This is a genomic window from Hydrogenophaga sp. (assembly GCF_011390835.1).
Lineage (GTDB): Bacteria > Pseudomonadota > Gammaproteobacteria > Burkholderiales > Burkholderiaceae_C > Hydrogenophaga.
In genome coordinates this window covers 1-18,748 of record NZ_JAABRQ010000040.1, presented here as the reverse complement: position 1 = coordinate 18,748, position 18,748 = coordinate 1, and the positions used below count along the sequence as shown (strand labels likewise).

The following is an 18,748-nucleotide window of genomic DNA, read 5'->3' as shown; positions in this document are numbered from 1 at the left end:
ATGGAAGAAGGCCTGCGCTTTGCCATCCGCGAGGGCGGTCGCACCGTCGGCGCCGGCGTCGTGGCCAAAATCATTGCGTAATCGCTTCCCGCTGAGGGCATAAGCCAGTAGGGGTATAGCTCAATTGGCAGAGCGTCGGTCTCCAAAACCGAAGGTTGTAGGTTCGATTCCTACTGCCCCTGCCACCTGATGGGAATCGCCGGGATCTGATCCCGCCCTGGGGTGGTTTTCAAGCCCGCCGAAGTCGTCAAGACCTCTGGTGGGCTTGCGTGTCTCGAGCCGCAGGGCTTCGATGGCGCGCTTTTTGTCAAGCATTGTCTGGAAATTCATGGCCACCTCCGAAGTACAAACCGTCAACAGCAGCGCCGACAAGGCCAAGCTGGCTGCCGCCGTGCTGCTGCTGGTCGCAGGTTTTGTCGGCTATTACCTGCTGGCGAGCCAGGGGTCGCTGGTGCGCGTGGGCGTGTTGCTGGGTGGCATCTTGGCCGCCATCATCGCCTTTGCTGTGTCCGAGCCCGGCCGTCAGTTGATCGCGTTTGCCCGCGACTCTTGGCGAGAAACCAAGAAGGTGGTCTGGCCGGCGCGCAAAGAAGCGATCCAGATGACTGCCTACGTGTTTGCCTTCGTGTTTGTGATGGCGCTGTTTTTGTGGTTGACCGACAAGACCCTGGAATGGGTCCTGTTTGACCTCGTCCTGGGCTGGAGAAAATAATGAGTGACCATCAGAGCCCAGTGACCGACGGCGTGGCTGCCGAAGGCATGCGCTGGTATGTCGTGCACGCCTACTCCGGCATGGAGAAGGCGGCCGAACGCAACATCATCGAGCGCATCAACCGCGCCGGCATGCAAGACAAGTTCGGACGCATCCTGGTGCCGACCGAAGAGGTGGTTGAGGTCAAGAACGGCCAGAAGCGCACCACCGAGCGCAAGTTTTTCCCTGGCTACGTGCTGGTGGAAATGGTGATGGACGATGACACCTGGCACCTGGTGAAACACACCAACAAGGTCACGGGCTTTGTCGGCGGCGCCAAGAACCGCCCGGCGCCGATCTCCGAGGACGATGTCCAGAAGATCGTCGACCAGATGCAGGAAGGCACGGACAAGCCACGCCACAAGGTCGAGTTTGTCGTGGGTGAATACGTCCGCGTCAAGGAAGGTCCGTTCACCGACTTCAACGGTACGGTCGAGGAAGTCAACTACGAGAAAAGCAAGATGCGGGTGTCGGTGACCATTTTTGGTCGTGCCACGCCCGTTGAACTCGAATTTGGTCAGGTCGAAAAGGCCTGACCTTCATCGTGACGCAGGCGGGTCGACCCGCTGCCTGCGCCATCTGTTTCTGAACCGGGTCCCCAACCGCGAGGAGGTTGTCCAAATGGCAGCCGTCTGCACTCGCAGGAGCTAACTCATGGCGAAAAAAATCGTCGGCTTCATCAAGCTGCAAGTGCCAGCTGGTAAGGCCAACCCCTCTCCCCCGATCGGCCCGGCGCTGGGTCAGCGCGGCTTGAACATCATGGAGTTCTGCAAGGCGTTCAACGCCCAGACCCAGGGTCTCGAACCGGGCATGCCCATTCCGGTGACCATCACCGCGTTTGCTGACAAGAGTTTCACCTTCAAGATGGGTACGCCTCCCGCGACCTACATGATCAAGAAGGCCATCAAGCTCGACAAAGGCTCTTCGGTGCCCAACAAGAACAAGGTCGGCAAAATCACCCGGGCTCAGCTCGAGGAAATCTGCAAGACCAAGATGAAAGACATGACCGCTGCCGACATGGATGCCGCTGTGCGCACCATCGCCGGCTCGGCCCGCTCGATGGGCGTGATTGTGGAGGGCGTGTGACATGGCCAAGCTGACCAAAAAACAGAAAGTCTTTGAAGGCAAGGTCGACAGCAACAAGCTGTACCCGCTGGGTGAAGCCCTGGCCATCATCAAGGAATGCGCCAACGCCAAGTTCGATGAATCCATCGACGTGGCGGTGCAGCTCGGCGTGGACGCCAAGAAATCCGACCAGGTGGTGCGTGGTGCTGTCGTTATGCCCAACGGCACCGGCAAGACCAAGCGCGTGGCCGTCTTCGCCCAGGGCGCCAAGGCTGACGAAGCCAAGGCCGCTGGCGCCGACGTGGTCGGCATGGACGACCTGGCTGCCGACGTCAAGGCCGGCAAGATGGACTTCGATGTCGTGATCGCCTCGCCCGATGCCATGCGCGTCGTGGGTACCCTGGGCCAGATCCTGGGTCCACGCGGCCTGATGCCCAACCCCAAGGTGGGCACGGTGACGCCCGATGTGGCCCAGGCCGTGCGCAACGCCAAGGCCGGTCAGGTGCAGTTCCGCGTCGACAAGGCCGGTATCGTGCACGGCACGATCGGCCGCCGCTCGTTCGACAGCGACAAGCTCCAGGGCAACCTGGTCGCTCTGCTGGACGCTCTGAACAAGGCCAAGCCGGCCACCAGCAAGGGTGTGTACCTGCGCAAGGTGGCCGTGTCGTCGACCATGGGTGTGGGCGTCCGCGTCGACACGCAAAGCATTTCGGCCTGAAGGCCTGGAAGAATTCGGGCGTCGTACCGCAAGGTGTGGTTGCCCGGATGTGGTGGGTCCGCGGATCAGGTATTCAAGCCGGTTTCGGGGGGTCATCCAAGACCGCTGGTGTCAATGGGCCTTCGGGTTCTGCGACTTAATGGTGACAAGCCAGCGCAGATGGCGATCCCGCTGCAGAAGAAACAAGGGTTTCGAAACAGTTGGTCGCTGCAATGAAGCGTGCTGGAGGCCTTGGGCCAAAAGCATTTTGAAGGAGTAGACCTTGAGTCTGAATCGCAGTGAGAAAGAAGCGGTCATTTCCGAAGTGACCAGCCTCGCCGCTAAAGCTCAAACGCTCGTGATGGCGGAGTACCGTGGCATCACGGTTGCGAACATGGACAAACTGCGCGTGACAGCACGCAGCAGCGGTGTGACCCTGAGCGTGTTGAAAAACACCCTGGCACGCCGCGCTGTGGCTGGCAGCTCGTTTGAAGTGGGCGCTGACCAGATGACCGGGCCGCTGATCTATGGCTTCTCCGAAGACGCCGTGGCCGCCGCGAAAGTGGTGGCGGAATTCGCGAAAACCAACGACAAGCTGGTGATTCGCGGTGGTGTCTACGGTGGCAAAGTCCTGGACGTCGAGGGCGTGAAGCAGCTGGCCAGCATTCCATCCAAGGAAGTGCTGTTGGCCCAGCTGTGTGGCTTGTTGATGTCGCCGATCTCCCGCACCGCCGTGGTGCTGGGTGCGCTGGCGGCGAAAAAAGGCGAAGGCGCTGCCCCAGCGGCAGCCGAGGAGCCCGCTGCCGCCTGAAGGCGCAGCGAGCTTGTTTCAACCAATTGTTAGGAAATCAAAATGGCATTCGATAAAGACGCATTTCTGACCTCGCTGGACAGCATGACGGTCATGGAACTCAACGACCTGGTGAAAGCCATCGAAGAGAAGTTTGGCGTGAGCGCAGCCGCTATGGCCGCACCGGCAGCCGGTGGCGGTGGTGGTGCTGCCGCCGCAGCCGAAGAGAAGACCGAATTCAACGTCGTGCTGCTCGAGGCCGGCGCCAACAAGGTCTCGGTCATCAAGGCCGTTCGCGAAATCACCGGTCTGGGCCTGAAAGAAGCCAAGGACCTGGTCGATGGCGCACCGAAGAACGTGAAAGAAGCCGTGGCCAAGGCCGACGCCGACGCTGCTGTGAAGAAGCTGCTCGACGCTGGCGCGAAAGCCGAGCTGAAGTAATCTGCCCGGTTTCAGGGGCTGGAGTGCTCGGATAGAGCCTCCAGCCTTTAGTGCTTTCAGAGCACACCCAGCAGCGTGGTCCGCGGACCGCCCTGCTGAGTGTCTTCTGACCCCGACTGCAGAAGACGACTTGGTTCGGGCCTGTGTGCAATGCACAGGCCGTCCGCCAAGGTTGGTAGAGGCCAACCCACCAAGCATGTCACCGGGTGCGCCCACCCGATTGGCCAGACAGTCGCCGCAGACCTCAAGCCGGAGATCTCATGGCATCAGCATCCCAGTATTCCTATACCGAGCGCAAGCGCATCCGCAAGAGTTTTGGCACGCGTGAAAACGTGCTCACGATTCCATACCTGTTGCAAATGCAGAAGGACGCGTACACCGCCTTCCTGCAAGCCGACCTGCCGCCCAAAAAACGCAGCAACGAGGGCCTGCAGGCCGCGTTCGAGGCCGCCTTCCCCATCGTGTCGCACAACGGTTTTGTGGAAATGAAGTTCGTCGAGTACAACCTCGCGAAACCTGCATTCGACGTGCGCGAGTGCCAGACCCGTGGACTGACGTTTGCCTCGGCCGTGCGCGCCCGCGTGCAGCTCATCATTTACGACCGCGAGTCCTCGACCAACCAGTCCAAGGTGGTCAAGGAAGTGAAAGAGCAAGAGGTCTACATGGGCGAAGTGCCGCTCATGACCGACAAGGGCTCGTTCATCATCAACGGCACCGAGCGCGTGATCGTGTCTCAGCTGCACCGTTCGCCTGGCGTGTTCTTCGAGCACGACAAGGGCAAGACGCACAGCTCTGGCAAGCTGCTGTTTTCCGCTCGCATCATTCCTTACCGCGGCTCCTGGCTCGACTTCGAATTCGACCCCAAGGACGTTTTGTTCTTCCGCGTCGACCGCCGCCGCAAGATGCCGGTCACCATCCTGCTCAAGGCCATTGGCCTGACGCCGGAAACCATCCTGGCCAACTTCTTCGTCAACGACCACTTTCGTCTGATGGACAGCGGCGCGCAGATGGCCTTCGTGCCCGAGCGCCTGCGTGGTGAAGTGGCGCGCTTCGACATCACCGACAAGTCGGGCAAGGTCGTGGTCGCCAAGGACAAGCGCATCACCGTGCGCCACACCCGTGAAATGGAGCAGTCCGGCACCTCGCACATCAGCGTGCCCGAAGACTTCATGATCGGCCGCGTGGTGGCGCGCAACATCGTCGACGAAGAAACCGGTGAAATCATCGCCAAGGCCAACGACGAGCTGACCGAAGTGCTGCTGAAGAAGCTGCGCACCTCGGGCGTGCAGGACCTCCAGTGCCTCTACACCAACGAGCTCGACCAGGGCGCCTACATCTCGCAGACGCTGCGCGCGGATGAGACGGCTGACGAGTTCGCCGCCCGTGTCGCCATATACCGCATGATGCGCCCCGGCGAGCCGCCGACCGAAGACGCGGTGCAGGCCCTGTTCCACCGCCTGTTCTACAACCCGGACACCTACGACCTGTCGCGCGTGGGCCGCATGAAGTTCAACGCCCGCGTGGGCCGAGACGAATCCACCGGCGCCATGGTGCTGTCCAACGAAGACATCCTGGCCGTGGTCAAGATCCTGGTGGATCTGCGCAACGGTCGCGGTGAAGTCGACGATATTGATCACCTGGGCAATCGCCGCGTGCGTTGCGTGGGCGAACTGGCCGAAAACCAGTACCGCACCGGGCTGGCCCGCATTGAGAAGGCCGTGAAAGAGCGCCTGGGTCAGGCCGAGCAAGAGCCGCTGATGCCTCACGACCTGATCAACTCCAAGCCGATTTCCGCGGCACTCAAGGAGTTCTTCGGTGCCTCGCAGCTGTCGCAGTTCATGGACCAGACCAATCCGCTCGCCGAGATCACCCACAAACGCCGCGTGTCTGCTCTTGGCCCGGGTGGTTTGACCCGCGAACGCGCTGGCTTCGAGGTGCGCGATGTGCACGTGACCCACTACGGTCGTGTCTGCCCAATCGAGACCCCGGAAGGTCCCAACATCGGTCTGATCAACTCGCTGGCGCTGTACGCGCGCTTGAACGAGTACGGCTTCATTGAAACGCCGTACCGCCGTGTGGCCGATGGCAAGGTGACCAACCAGATCGACTACTTGTCGGCGATCGAAGAGGGCAAGTACGTCATCGCGCAGGCCAACGCTATGCTCGATGCTGAGGGCCGTCTGACCGGTGACCTGATCTCGGCGCGTGAGAAGGGTGAATCCATCCTGACCCCGGCTGACACCATCCAGTACATGGACGTGTCGCCGGCGCAGATTGTGTCGGTGGCCGCCTCTCTCGTGCCCTTCCTGGAGCACGACGACGCCAACCGCGCACTGATGGGCGCCAATATGTCGCGCCAGGCTGTGCCTGTGCTGCGTCCCGAGAAGCCGCTGGTGGGCACCGGTATCGAGCGCGTCGCTGCGATCGACTCCGGCACCGTGGTCACCGCCAAGCGCGGTGGTGTGGTCGATTACGTCGATGCCACCCGCATCGTGATCCGCGTCAACGACGCGGAAGCGATGGCAGGCGAAGTGGGCGTGGACATCTACAACCTCATCAAGTACCAGCGTTCCAACCAGAACACCAACATCCACCAGCGCCCCATCGTCAAGAAGGGCGATCTGCTGGCCAAGGGGGACGTGATCGCCGACGGCGCATCGACCGACCTGGGCGAGATCTCGATCGGCCAGAACATGCTGATCGCCTTCATGCCCTGGAACGGCTACAACTTCGAAGATTCGATCCTGATCTCCGAGAAGGTGGTTTCCGAAGACCGCTACACCTCGATCCACATCGAAGAGCTCGTGGTCATGGCGCGCGACACCAAGCTGGGCGCCGAAGAAATCACGCGTGACATTCCCAACCTGGCCGAGCAGCAGCTCAACCGCCTGGACGACTCCGGCATCATCTACGTGGGCGCTGAAGTGCTGCCGGGCGATGTGCTGGTGGGCAAGGTCACCCCCAAGGGCGAGACCACGCTGACGCCGGAAGAAAAACTGCTGCGCGCCATTTTTGGCGAGAAGGCGTCCGACGTGAAGGACACCTCGCTGCGCGTGGACCAGGGTTCACAAGGCACCGTGATTGACGTGCAGGTGTTCACCCGCGAGGGCATCACCCGCGACAAGCGCGCCCAGCAGATCATCGACGACGAGCTCAAGCGCTTCCGCCTGGACCTGAACGACCAGCTGCGCATTGTGGAAGCCGATGCTTTCGACCGCATCGAAAAGCTGCTCAACGGCAAGGTCGCCAACGGTGGCCCCAAGAAGCTGGCCAAAGGCACGAAGATCGACAAGGCCTATCTGGCCGAGGTCGAGAAGTACCACTGGTTCGACATCCGTCCGGCTGATGACGATGTGGCCGCCCAGCTGGAGTCGATCAAGAACTCCATGGAGCAGACCCGCCACAGCTTCGACCTCGCGTTCGAAGAAAAGCGCAAGAAGCTCACCCAGGGCGATGAGTTGCCCGCAGGCGTGCTCAAGATGGTCAAGGTCTACCTCGCGGTCAAGCGCCGCCTGCAGCCCGGTGACAAGATGGCCGGCCGCCACGGCAACAAGGGCGTCGTGTCCAAGATCGTTCCGGTCGAAGACATGCCCTACATGGCCGACGGCACTCCCGCCGACATCGTGCTCAACCCGCTGGGTGTGCCTTCGCGCATGAACGTGGGCCAGGTGCTGGAAGTGCACCTGGGCTGGGCCGCCAAAGGCATCGGCCAGCGCATCGGCGACATGCTGCAGGCCGAAGCCAAGGCGAGCGAATTCCGCGAGCTGCTGGAGACTGTCTACAACCAGGCCGGCAAGAAAGAGACGCTCACCGCGTTGTCCGACGCCGAGGTGCTGGAGATGGCCGACAACCTGCAGCACGGCGTGCCGTTTGCCACGCCGGTGTTTGATGGTGCCTCGGAAGACGAAATCCGCACCATGCTCAAGCTGGCCTACCCGGACGACATCGCGGCTCGAAAAGGCCTCACCGCCACCCGCACCCAGGCGCAGCTGTACGACGGCCGCACCGGCGATGCGTTTGAACGCGTGACCACCGTGGGCTACATGCACTTCCTGAAGCTGCACCACCTGGTCGACGACAAGATGCATGCCCGCTCCACCGGTCCGTACTCCCTAGTCACCCAGCAGCCGCTGGGCGGCAAGGCTCAGTTCGGTGGTCAACGTTTCGGCGAGATGGAGGTCTGGGCGCTGGAAGCCTACGGCGCCTCATACATCCTGCAGGAAATGCTCACCGTCAAGTCCGACGACGTGCAGGGCCGCACCAAGGTGTACGAAAGCATCGTCAAGGGCGAGCACTCGATCGAAGCGGGCATGCCCGAGTCGTTCAACGTGCTGGTCAAGGAAATTCGCTCACTCGGTATCGACATCGAGTTGGAACGCTCCTAATTCGCCGGCAAGACAAGGATTGAACCCATGAAATCATTACTCGACCTGTTCAAGCAGTTCACGCCCGACGAGCATTTCGATGCCATCCGCATCGGTCTGGCTTCGCCGGAAAAAATCCGCTCGTGGTCTTTTGGCGAAGTCAAAAAGCCCGAGACCATCAACTACCGCACCTTCAAGCCCGAGCGTGACGGCCTGTTCTGCGCCAAGATTTTTGGTCCCATCAAGGACTATGAATGCCTTTGCGGCAAGTACAAGCGCCTCAAGCACCGCGGCGTGATCTGCGAGAAGTGCGGCGTGGAGGTCACCCAGACAAAGGTGCGCCGCGAGCGCATGGGCCATATCGATCTGGCCGCGCCTTGCGCCCATATTTGGTTCCTGAAGTCGCTGCCGTCTCGCCTGGGCCTGATCCTTGACATGACGCTGCGCGACATCGAGCGCGTGCTGTACTTCGAAGCCTATGTGATCGTTGATCCAGGCATGACCCCGCTGAAGAAATTCGCGATCATGACCGAGGACGATTACGACGCCAAGCGCAAGGAATTTGGTGACGAATTCATCGCCAAGATGGGCGCTGAGGGCATCAAAGAGCTGCTGCAGGCGATCGACCTCGACATCGAGATCGAGAAGCTGCGCAACGACCTGACCGGCTCCGAGCTCAAGATCAAGAAGAACGCCAAGCGCCTCAAGGTGTTGGAAGCCTTCAAGAAGAGCGGCATCAAGCCTGAGTGGATGGTGCTGGACGTGCTGCCCGTGCTGCCGCCGGACCTGCGTCCACTGGTGCCGCTGGATGGTGGCCGCTTCGCGACCTCCGATCTGAACGACCTGTACCGCCGCGTCATCAACCGCAACAGCCGCCTGCGTCGCCTGCTCGAACTCAAGGCGCCCGAGATCATCGCGCGCAACGAGAAGCGCATGCTGCAGGAAGCCGTGGACTCGCTGCTGGACAACGGTCGCCGTGGCAAGGCCATGACGGGCGCCAACAAGCGCGCACTGAAGTCGCTGGCGGACATGATCAAAGGCAAGAGTGGCCGTTTCCGCCAGAACTTGCTGGGCAAGCGCGTCGATTACTCGGGCCGCTCGGTCATCGTGGTCGGCCCCACGCTCAAGCTGCATCAGTGCGGCCTGCCCAAGCTGATGGCGCTCGAGCTGTTCAAGCCCTTCATCTTCTCTCGCCTGGAAGCCATGGGCATCGCGACCACCATCAAGGCCGCGAAGAAGGAAGTGGAAGCCGGCACCCCCGTGGTCTGGGACATCCTGGAAGAGGTGATCAAAGAGCACCCAGTGCTCCTGAACCGCGCACCCACGCTGCATCGCCTGGGCATCCAGGCGTTTGAACCCATCCTGATCGAAGGCAAGGCGATTCAGCTGCATCCGCTGGTCTGTGCGGCGTTCAACGCCGACTTTGACGGCGACCAGATGGCCGTTCACGTGCCGCTGTCGGTCGAGGCTCAGGTCGAGGCGCGCACGCTGATGCTGGCCTCGAACAACATCCTGTTCCCCGCTTCCGGCGAGCCATCCATCGTGCCGTCGCAAGACGTGGTGCTGGGTCTGTACTCGGCCACCCGCGAGAAGATCAACGGCAAGGGCGAAGGCATGATCTTCGCCGACGTGCTGGAAGTGCAGCGCGCGCTGGACAACGGCGTGGTCGAGATCAGCTCCAAGATCAGCGTACGCCTCACGCAGTGGGCCAAGCACAAGGAAACCGGCGAGTTCACCTCGTCGACCTCCTTGCTGGAAACCACCGTTGGCCGTGCCTTGCTCTCCGAGATCCTGCCCAAGGGCCTGCCGTTTGAGGTGATGAACAAAGCGCTGAAGAAGAAAGAGATCTCGCGCCTGATCAACGCTTCATTCCGCAAGTGCGGCCTCAAAGAGACCGTCGTCTTTGCGGACAAGCTGTTGCAGTACGGCTTCCGCCTGGCCACGCGCTCGGGAATCTCGATCGCGGTCGACGACATGCTGGTGCCGAAAGAGAAGGCGGCCGTCATTGGTCGTGCCGAGGCCGAGGTGAAGGAGATTGCCCAGCAGTACGCCTCCGGTCTGGTGACCTCTGGCGAGCGCTACAACAAGGTGGTGGACATTTGGGGCAAGGCGGGCGACGAGATCTCCAAGGTCATGATGGCCCAGCTGGCCAAGCAGAAGACCATCGACGCCAACGGCAAGGAAGTGGACCAGGAGTCGTTCAACTCCATCTACATGATGGCCGACTCGGGTGCTCGCGGTTCTGCTGCGCAGATCCGCCAGCTGGCCGGTATGCGCGGCCTGATGGCCAAGCCCGATGGCTCCATCATCGAGACCCCGATCACGGCGAACTTCCGTGAAGGTCTCAACGTGTTGCAGTACTTCATCTCCACCCACGGCGCTCGAAAAGGCCTGGCCGACACGGCACTGAAGACCGCGAACTCGGGCTACCTGACCCGCCGCCTGGTCGACGTGACGCAAGACTTGGTGGTGAATCAGCAAGACTGTGGCACCACCAACGGCACGCTGATGCGCGCCATCGTTGAGGGGGGCGAGGTGATCGAATCGCTGCGCGACCGCGTGTTGGGCCGAGTGACGGCCGAAGAGGTTACCCACCCCGAGACGCGCGCTGTCATGGTGCCCGCGGGCGAGATGATGGACGAAGACATCCTCGACGAGCTGGAAGCCGCTGGCGTGGACGAGGTGAAGGTGCGCACCGCACTGACCTGTGAAACCCGCTTCGGTATTTGCGCCAAGTGCTATGGCCGCGACCTCGGCCGCGGTGGCATGGTGAACATCGGTGAAGCGGTCGGCGTGATCGCCGCCCAGTCCATCGGCGAACCCGGCACGCAGCTGACCATGCGCACCTTCCACATCGGTGGTGCGGCGTCGCGTGCGGCAGTAGCGTCCAGCGTGGAGTCCAAGTCGGCTGGCACGGTGGGCTTCAACGCCACCATGCGCTACGTGACCAACAGCAAAAACGAGCTGGTGGTGATTGCGCGTTCGGGCGAGATCGTCATCCACGACGAAATCGGCCGCGAGCGCGAGCGCCACAAGGTGCCCTACGGCGCGATCCTGGCGGTCAAGGTTGACCAGACCGTCAAGGCCGGCGCGGTGCTGGCGAACTGGGATCCGCTGACCCGACCCATCATCACGGAATTCGCCGGTCAGGTGAAATTCGAGAACGTGGAAGAGGGCCTGACGGTGGCCAAGCAGGTCAATGATGTGACCGGCTTGAGCTCGCTGGTGGTGATCGACCCCAAGCACCGCGGCTCTGCCAAGGTGGTGCGTCCGCTGGTCAAGCTGCTCGATGCCGCCGGCAACGAGGTGAAGATCCCTGGCACCGATCACTCGGTGACGGTGGGCTTCCAGATCGGCGCGCTGCTGGAAGTGCGCGACGGCCAGGACGTGGGTCCAGGCCATGTGCTGGCGCGCATCCCGGTCGAAGGCCAGAAGACGCGCGACATCACCGGCGGTCTGCCGCGGGTGGCCGAGTTGTTCGAAGCCCGTTCGCCCAAGGATGCCGGTAAGCTGGCCGAGATGACCGGCACCGTGTCGTTCGGCAAGGAGACCAAAGGCAAGGTGCGCCTGCAGATCACCGACCCCGAAGGCCAGATCTGGGACGACCTCATCCCCAAGGAAAAGAACATCTTGGTGCACGAAGGCCAGGTGGTCAACAAGGGCGAAGGCGTGGTGGATGGCCCGGCCGATCCGCAGGACATCCTGCGCTTGCTGGGCATCGAAGCCTTGTCGCGCTACACCGTGGATGAAGTCCAGGATGTGTACCGCTTGCAGGGTGTGAAGATCAACGACAAGCACATCGAGGTGATCGTGCGCCAGATGCTGCGCCGCGTGATCGTCGAGTCGGTGGGTGATTCGTCCTACATCAAGGGCGAGCAGGTGGAGCGTTCGGAAATTCTGAACACCATTGATGCTTTGCATGCTGAAGGCAAGATCGCGCCGACCTTCACCAATGTGTTGCTGGGCATCACCAAGGCATCGCTGTCGACCGACTCGTTCATCTCTGCGGCGTCCTTCCAGGAAACCACCCGCGTGCTCACCGAGGCTGCCATCATGGGCAAGCGCGACGAGCTGCGTGGCCTGAAGGAAAACGTGATCGTGGGTCGCCTGATCCCGGCCGGTACCGGTATGGCATATCACGAGGCGCGCAAGGTCAAGGAGAAGATGGACGACGAAGAACGTCGAGCCATCGCCGAAGCCGACGCGATGTCGCTGGCTGCCGACCAGGCGGAGCAAGCAGACCAGGTCGACGCCAGCCCGAGCGAAGCGGCGGAGTAACTTTTGCCCCGACGCGCTGCCGCTTTGCGGGTCGCTGCCCTCCGAGGGAAGTGATCCGGCTTGGAGCGGCCCTGCGCCGGATCGGAGCCCTCACGCCGCGCGGCGTGCGGGTTACCGTTCAAAACAAAAAAGCCCCCGATCGTCTGATCGGGGGCTTTTTTCATGCTGGTTCGCGTCCTGTTTCACGGGGCTCGCACCCCTAGTTGGGCTAGAGTCGATAGATCGAGGATTGAGAAGGAGAAAACCATGTCTGTGACCCTGTGGGTGATGCTGGCCCTGTGCCTGGCGGTGTTTTTCTGGGCGGTGGGTGCTTACAACCGACTGGTTCGGCTGAAGAACGCGATCGCGAATGCGTTTGGCCAGATCGACGTGCAGCTCAAGCGCCGCTACGACCTGATCCCCAACCTCGTCGAGGTGGCGCGCAAGTACTTGGCGCACGAATCCGAAACGCTGGAAGCGGTGATCGCTGCGCGCAACCAGGCGCGCACCGCTGAACAAAGCGCTGCCGCTAGCCCGCTCAACGCTGGCGCACTCGGGGCGCTGGCCGGCGCTGAGCAATTGCTGGGGGGCGCCCTGGGGCGATTGTTTGCAGTGGCCGAGGCCTATCCGGACCTCAAGGCCGACCAGACCATGCGCGAGCTCAGCGAGGAGCTGGCGAGCACAGAAAACCGCATCGGTTTTGCGCGCCAGGCCTACAACGACCATGTGCTCGAGTTCAACGATGCGGCGGCTCAGTTCCCAACGCTGATCATCGCCCGCCTGTTCACGTTCTTGCCACAGGACATGCTCGCGTCCACCACCAGCGAAGTTGAACGCGCGCCGGTCAAGGTGGCGTTCTGAGGGCGTGACCTGCTTGCCCGCGATGTTCGCCCGCGCATGTTGACGTGTAGTCGATGCTGATCTTCGAGTCTCAGCGCAGCGCTCGCGGCGAGACGCGCAAGCTGCTGCTGGTGTTTGCGCTGACTGTGCTCCTGCTGGTGCTGCTGGTCAACGCGGCGCTGGCGCTGGCCTGGGGCCTCTCCTGGGGCTTCTGGATGCCGGGTGAGCTGTCGTTGCCGAGGCACTTCATTGCGGTGAATACGGCAGTGGTGCTGGTGTTTGTGCTGGGAGGCTGGTGGGTCGAGACCTCGCGCCTGGCTAGCGGGGGAGGTCAGCGCCTGGCCGAGCAGCTGGGCGCGCGGCTGGCGCAGCCCTCAGGCAACCTCGACGAACAGCGTTTTGCGAACATCGTCGACGAGATGGCCATTTCTTCGGGCCTGAAGCGACCGCTGGCCATGGTGATGGCACGCGACGCGGGCATCAACGCCTTTGCCGCGGGCTGGCAGGCTGACGATGCGGTGGTGGCCGTGACCCAGGGCGCGATCGACCACCTCACGCGCGACGAGTTGCAAGGCCTGGTGGCGCACGAGTTCAGCCACATCGTCGAAGGCGACACCCGGCTCAACATGCGGTTGATCGGCATGGTGTTTGGGCTGGAGATGCTGTATCGCATGGGGCAGCACATGGCCCAGCCCGGAGCCAACGACCGGCGCTTGGCGGCTGCGTTGCTCGGCCTCGCGCTCATGGGCGTGGGCTGGCTGGGCTGGCTGGCGGGTCACGCGCTGCAGGCGGCGGTGTCGCGCCAGCGCGAGTACCTGGCCGATGCGCGCGCGGTGCAATGGACGCGCAACCGCGATGGCCTGGGTGGCGTGCTGCGCAAGGTGCTGAGCCAGCGCCGCGAAGGCCTGGTGTCGCGTCGCATCGGCTCGCACGTACAGCACATGTTGCTGATCTCCGACCACGAAGATCCGGTGGCCGACTGGCTTGACTCGCACCCCACGCTGGAGCAGCGCATCCGCCGCATCTACGGCCGGGTCATGGGCCCGCTGCCCTTGGCGAGACAGGACGTGGCGGCGCCAGCTCCATCGGCTGAGCCGGACGCCACTGGACCAGGCTGGACGCTGGTCTGAGCCGCGCGCCTCCTGAGCGACACTCGCAGGCATGCGCCATCGACGAACTTGCCCGCTTTGAACACTTCTGCCTCCCCTGATGCTGCCGCACCCCGGCTGGCCCCCAGCCTTGCGACACAGCTGCACCACACCGCGCGCTGCGTGCTGGCGGTGGAGCAAGGCCATTCGCTGAGCGAAATCCTGCCCCAGGTGGCGGCTGGCTTGCGCCCTGGCGTGCAGGCCCTCACCTTTCATGTGTTGCGTCGCCTTGGCACTGCCCGGGCGCTGGTGGCCCGGCTGGCCCCGCGCAAGCCCGATCCTGCCGTGCAGGCCATGCTGTGTTGCGCGGTGGCCCTGCTGGTGGACGAGCCCGGCACCGAGCCAGGAACGACTGCCGCCCCCTACCTGCCGCACACGGTGGTCAACCAGGCGGTGGAGGCGGTGCAGCAGCAGCGCAGCACCCAGCGCGCGGCGGCCTTCGTAAACGCCTGCCTGCGCCGCTTGCTGCGCGAACGCGACGTGCTGATGTTGTCGGTGAGCGCCGATGTCGAGGCGCGCTGGAACCACCCACGCTGGTGGGTGGAACTGCTGCAACGCGACCACCCGGACCACTGGGAGGCGATCTTGCAGGCGAACAACCGGCCTGGACCCATGACGCTGCGCGTCAACCGGCGCATGACCGATGTGGCGAGCTACCAGCAGGCCCTGCTGGCCCTGGACATGCCCACGCGCGTGGTTGGCGACGACGGACTGGTGCTCGAGACGCCGCAACCCGTGGATCGCCTGCCGGGATTTGCTTCCGGGCTGTGCTCGGTACAGGACGCCGCCGCCCAGCTGGCTGCGCCTTTGCTGCTGGCCGGGCGAGACGGGCTGGTGGGCGCGCGCGTGCTGGATGCCTGTGCGGCGCCCGGCGGCAAGACCGCGCACCTGCTGGAGCGCGCCGATCTGGACCTGCTTGCGCTGGACATGGACCCGAAGCGCTGCACCCGCGTGACCGACACCCTTCAGCGCCTGCGGTTGCACGCCGAGGTGCGCGCGGCCGACGCGGCACACCCCGCCGACTGGTGGGATGGCCGCCCGTTTGACGCCATCCTGCTCGATGCGCCGTGCACCGCCTCGGGCATCGTTCGCCGCCACCCTGATGTGCGCTGGCTGCGCCGAGCCAGCGATGTGGCCCAGCTCGCTGCGGTGCAGCAGCAACTGCTCGAAGCCCTTTGGCCACTGCTCAAACCCGGTGGTGGGCTGGTCTACGCCACCTGCTCGGTGTTCCGCGCCGAGGGCTCGGGCCAGGTCGCGTCGTTCCTTGAGCGCCACACCGACGCGGTTTTGTGGCCCTCGCCCGGGCATTTGCTGCCGGGAAATGTCGGCGACCCGGCAGGGTTCCACGACAATGAACCGGGTGGACACGACGGCTTCTTTTACGCGCGCATCGACAAGGCTCTGGCCTGAGGCGCTCTCGCGCGCGGCTGCCGGGTGGCTGGCGGTCGGGCTGCGAGCGGGCGTGGCTGGGTTGCTGTGTCTGGGTGTGTGGTTGCCAGTACATGCCACCGACCCGACCGTCGAGCAGATTGGCCTGCAGCGCTCGGCTGATGGGCTGTACCTCTCGGCCCGGCTGCAGCTCGCCCCCAGCGCACCGGTGGAAGACGCCCTCTTGCGCGGCGTGCCCCTGTATTTCGTCTGGCAGGTCGATGTGTTCCGCGACCGCTGGTACTGGACCGATAAGCGCCTGGCCAGTGTGCAGCGCACCCTGCGCCTGATCTACCAGCCGCTGACCCGGCGCTGGCGCGTGAGTGTGTCCAACGACCCGGAGGCCGGGCGCGGCGGTGCCGGGCTGCAGTACGCGCTGCACCAGAATTTCGACAGCCTGCCCGATGCGCTGGCGGGCGTCAGTCGCGTCTCACGCTGGCGCATCTCGGATGCGTCGCACCTAGCCGCTGGCGGCGACCAGCGGGTCGAGGTGGCTTTCCGGCTCGACCTCACCTTGCTGCCGCGTCCGTTTCAGATCGGCATGGCCAATCAGCCCGAGTGGCTGGTCGAATTCAGCCGCCGGCTCGACGTGCCTGTCACCATCGAACCGGAGGCGCCACCAGCGCCCCCAACGCCGCCGGACGAGGTCAAGCTTCAAGAATCGGCCAGCGAGAGTGGGCGCTGACATCGACGTGAGCCCCGCCGACACCACCAACGCTCGCAAAAAGGCCGCGTCCACGCGCTGGGCGGTGGTTGCAGCGCTGGTGTTCATGAGTGGCCTAGGCATGGTGCTGCTGTTCCTGCTCACGCTGGCCACACGCAACCGCGCGCTCTACGAACAAAACTTCGCCTGGCTGGTGGGAGTGAACGTGGGTGTGGCGGTGGTGCTGGGGCTGGTCATCCTGTGGCTGGCGGTGCGGCTGGTGCTGCGCTTTCGGCGCGGCAAGTTCGGCAGCCGCCTGCTGGTCAAGCTGGCTGGCATCATCGTGTTGGTGGGTATCCTGCCCGGCGCACTGATCTACACGGTGTCTTACCAGTTCGTCTCGCGCTCGATCGAAAGCTGGTTTGACGTGCGGGTCGAGTCGGCCCTCACCGCCGGCCTGAACCTGGGGCGCACCACCCTCGATACCCTCAGCGCCGATCTCAGCAGCAAGACCCGCCTGGCCGCCGAGTCGCTGGCGCGCGAGCCCAGCGCATCGGCGGTGCTGGCGCTGGAGCGCCTGCGCGAACAGCTCGCGGCCAGTGATATCGTGCTCTGGAACGCAGCAGGCCAGTCGCTGGCCAGCGCGGGCGAATCGCGTTTCGACATCAGCCCCGACCGGCCCAGCCTGGCGCAGCTGCGCCGGGTGCGCGCTGCGCGCGTGGTCGCCGATATCGACGGACTGGACGAAGCCGACCCGCAGGAAGCGCAGGCGGCGCTGGACGCCGGGCGCGCCCGCATCAAGGTGATCGCGCTGGTCACCGCTACCGGCTTCGGCTTCAACGCCGAGCCTCGTTACCTGCAGGTCACCACCCGTTTGCCGCCTGCTCTGGTGGCCGACGCCCTGGCCGTGCAAGTGGCCAACCGCGAGTACCAGGAGCGTGCGCTGGCGCGCGAAGGCCTGCAGCGCATGTACATCGGCACCCTCACGCTGGCGTTGTTCCTCGCCGTGTTCGGCGCGGTGCTGCTGGCGGTGCTGCTGGGCAACCAGCTGGTGCGCCCGCTGCTGGTGCTGGCCGAGGGAATGCGCGAAGTGGCCGCCGGCGACCTCTCGCCAAAACCGGCGCTGGCCGCGCGTGACGAACTCGCCGGCCTGACCCGCACCTTTGCCCACATGACGCAGGACCTGGCCGACGCCCGCAGCGCCGTGCAGCGCAGCATGGCGCAAGTGGACGCTGCGCGCGACAACCTGCAGACAATCCTAGACAACCTCACCGCCGGCGTGGTGGTGCTCGACAGCAGCGACTGCATCGAGAGCGTGAATCCCGGGGCGGCGCGCATACTGCGCCTGCCGCTGGGGCTGCACATCGGCAAGCCCCTGACCGAAGTGCCTGGCCTAGAGCCGTTTGCGCGCGGCGTGGCGCAGCAGTTCGAGCGCTTTCTGGGCAAAGGCGCCGAGCACGAAGGCGGCCACTGGCAGCAGTCGTTCGAGCTCGGCGCGCCCGGCAACACACCGTTTGACGAAGGCCTTACGCTGATCGCGCGCGGGGCGCTGCTGCCCAACAACGAACGCCTGCTGGTGTTTGACGACGTGTCCGACATGGTGGCCGCCCAGCGCGCCCAGGCCTGGGGCGAGGTGGCGCGCCGGCTGGCGCACGAGATCAAGAACCCGCTCACTCCCATCCAGCTCTCGGCCGAGCGCTTGGCCATGAAGCTCGAAGGCAAGGTGCAGCCGGCCGAGCAGGCGGTGCTGACCAAATCCGTGCGCACCATCGTTGACCAGGTGGACGCCATGAAGCGGCTGGTCAACGAATTCCGCGACTATGCGCGCCTGCCCGCTGCTCAGCTCGCGCCCACTGACATTAACGGCCTGGTGCGGGACGTGCTCAGCCTTTACGACAACGCCAGCGTGCCGGTACGCCATGAGCTGGATGACACCTGCCCGCGCGCCATGGCCGATCCGCAGCAGGTACGCCAGATCCTGCACAACCTGGTGCAGAACGCGCAGGACGCGATGGCCGGCCAGGCCAATGCCGCCGTGTTGCTGCGCACGCGCCGCTCCGACTCAGGGCAATGGGTGCGGCTTTCGGTGTGCGATGAAGGCCCCGGCTTTGCCGAGCACATCCTCAAGCGCGCCTTTGAGCCCTACGTGACCACCAAGGCCAAAGGCACCGGCCTGGGCCTTGCCGTGGTGAAAAAGATCATGGATGAGCACGGTGGCCGCGTCGACCTCACCAACCGCGTGCAAGACGGGAAGGTGGTGGGTGCTCAAGTGTCGTTATCATTCGCAGTTGCGATTTGACAACAAGCACTGCGGGGACGAGGAA

General features: G+C 63.9%; 13 protein-coding genes, 1 tRNA gene and 1 pseudogene. All 15 read left to right on the top strand.

Translation table 11 applies throughout. The features are described 5' to 3' along the window. Positions 1–81: pseudogene (locus GPT34_RS16720) on the top strand (elongation factor Tu); the annotation flags it as partial. A gap of 28 nt (positions 82–109) precedes the next feature. Then, positions 110–185: transfer RNA gene (locus GPT34_RS16715), tRNA-Trp, on the top strand. A gap of 143 nt (positions 186–328) precedes the next feature. Beyond that, positions 329–712 carry a preprotein translocase subunit SecE gene (gene secE / locus GPT34_RS16710; protein WP_291014900.1) on the top strand — a complete coding sequence of 128 codons (384 nt, stop codon included), beginning with the start codon at positions 329–331 and terminating at the stop codon, positions 710–712. Continuing rightward, complete coding sequence (gene nusG, locus GPT34_RS16705) at positions 712–1,287, top strand: transcription termination/antitermination protein NusG (RefSeq protein ID WP_291014898.1); 576 nt, start codon at positions 712–714, stop codon at positions 1,285–1,287. Before secE ends, nusG begins: the two co-directional genes overlap by 1 nt. A gap of 118 nt (positions 1,288–1,405) precedes the next feature. Next, positions 1,406–1,837 carry a 50S ribosomal protein L11 gene (gene rplK / locus GPT34_RS16700; RefSeq protein WP_291014896.1) on the top strand — a complete coding sequence of 144 codons (432 nt, stop codon included), beginning with the start codon at positions 1,406–1,408 and terminating at the stop codon, positions 1,835–1,837. Position 1,838: 1 nt separating this feature from the next. Then, positions 1,839–2,534 (top strand): 50S ribosomal protein L1, encoded by a 696-nt coding sequence (rplA, locus tag GPT34_RS16695; RefSeq protein ID WP_291014893.1) that lies wholly within the window; start codon positions 1,839–1,841, stop codon positions 2,532–2,534. A 262-nt stretch (positions 2,535–2,796) separates the two neighbouring features. Next, the gene (gene rplJ / locus GPT34_RS16690) at positions 2,797–3,324 is read left to right on the top strand and encodes a 50S ribosomal protein L10 (RefSeq protein WP_291014890.1); all 528 of its coding nucleotides are present in this window, start codon (positions 2,797–2,799) and stop codon (positions 3,322–3,324) included. Positions 3,325–3,366: 42 nt separating this feature from the next. Then, positions 3,367–3,744, top strand: coding sequence for a 50S ribosomal protein L7/L12 (gene rplL / locus GPT34_RS16685; protein WP_291014887.1), 378 nt, complete (start codon positions 3,367–3,369; stop codon positions 3,742–3,744). A gap of 260 nt (positions 3,745–4,004) precedes the next feature. Beyond that, the gene (rpoB, locus tag GPT34_RS16680) at positions 4,005–8,129 is read left to right on the top strand and encodes a DNA-directed RNA polymerase subunit beta (RefSeq protein WP_291014884.1); all 4,125 of its coding nucleotides are present in this window, start codon (positions 4,005–4,007) and stop codon (positions 8,127–8,129) included. 27 nt (positions 8,130–8,156) lie between these two features. After that, positions 8,157–12,386 carry a DNA-directed RNA polymerase subunit beta' gene (gene rpoC / locus GPT34_RS16675; protein WP_291014881.1) on the top strand — a complete coding sequence of 1,410 codons (4,230 nt, stop codon included), beginning with the start codon at positions 8,157–8,159 and terminating at the stop codon, positions 12,384–12,386. 246 nt (positions 12,387–12,632) lie between these two features. Further along, entirely contained in the window at positions 12,633–13,226 is a 594-nt protein-coding gene (locus GPT34_RS16670; RefSeq protein ID WP_291014878.1) for a LemA family protein, read from the top strand. Positions 13,227–13,279: 53 nt separating this feature from the next. Further along, a complete protein-coding gene (locus tag GPT34_RS16665) occupies positions 13,280–14,335 on the top strand; it encodes a M48 family metalloprotease (protein WP_291014876.1) in 1,056 nt (351 codons plus the stop codon). Positions 14,336–14,392: 57 nt separating this feature from the next. Further along, a complete protein-coding gene (gene rsmB / locus GPT34_RS16660; protein ID WP_291014874.1) occupies positions 14,393–15,763 on the top strand; it encodes a 16S rRNA (cytosine(967)-C(5))-methyltransferase RsmB in 1,371 nt (456 codons plus the stop codon). Positions 15,764–15,815: 52 nt separating this feature from the next. Then, on the top strand, positions 15,816–16,466 hold the full coding sequence (locus GPT34_RS16655) for a DUF4390 domain-containing protein (RefSeq protein ID WP_291014871.1): 651 nt from the start codon (positions 15,816–15,818) through the stop codon (positions 16,464–16,466). Positions 16,467–16,473: 7 nt separating this feature from the next. After that, positions 16,474–18,723, top strand: coding sequence for an ATP-binding protein (locus GPT34_RS16650; RefSeq protein ID WP_291014869.1), 2,250 nt, complete (start codon positions 16,474–16,476; stop codon positions 18,721–18,723). Positions 18,724–18,748: the final 25 nt, after the last annotated feature.

Bases quoted from the DNA above. Each gene is read 5' to 3' on its own strand.
- GPT34_RS16665 (WP_291014876.1), top strand. From the start codon at position 13,280: ATGCTGATCTTCGAGTCTCAGCGCAGCGCTCGCGGCGAGACGCGCAAG.
- secE (WP_291014900.1), top strand. From the start codon at position 329: ATGGCCACCTCCGAAGTACAAACCGTCAACAGCAGCGCCGACAAGGCC.
- rplL (WP_291014887.1), top strand. From the start codon at position 3,367: ATGGCATTCGATAAAGACGCATTTCTGACCTCGCTGGACAGCATGACG.
- rplA (WP_291014893.1), top strand. From the start codon at position 1,839: ATGGCCAAGCTGACCAAAAAACAGAAAGTCTTTGAAGGCAAGGTCGAC.
- GPT34_RS16670 (WP_291014878.1), top strand. From the start codon at position 12,633: ATGTCTGTGACCCTGTGGGTGATGCTGGCCCTGTGCCTGGCGGTGTTT.
- nusG (WP_291014898.1), top strand. From the start codon at position 712: ATGAGTGACCATCAGAGCCCAGTGACCGACGGCGTGGCTGCCGAAGGC.
- rpoB (WP_291014884.1), top strand. From the start codon at position 4,005: ATGGCATCAGCATCCCAGTATTCCTATACCGAGCGCAAGCGCATCCGC.
- rpoC (WP_291014881.1), top strand. From the start codon at position 8,157: ATGAAATCATTACTCGACCTGTTCAAGCAGTTCACGCCCGACGAGCAT.
- rplK (WP_291014896.1), top strand. From the start codon at position 1,406: ATGGCGAAAAAAATCGTCGGCTTCATCAAGCTGCAAGTGCCAGCTGGT.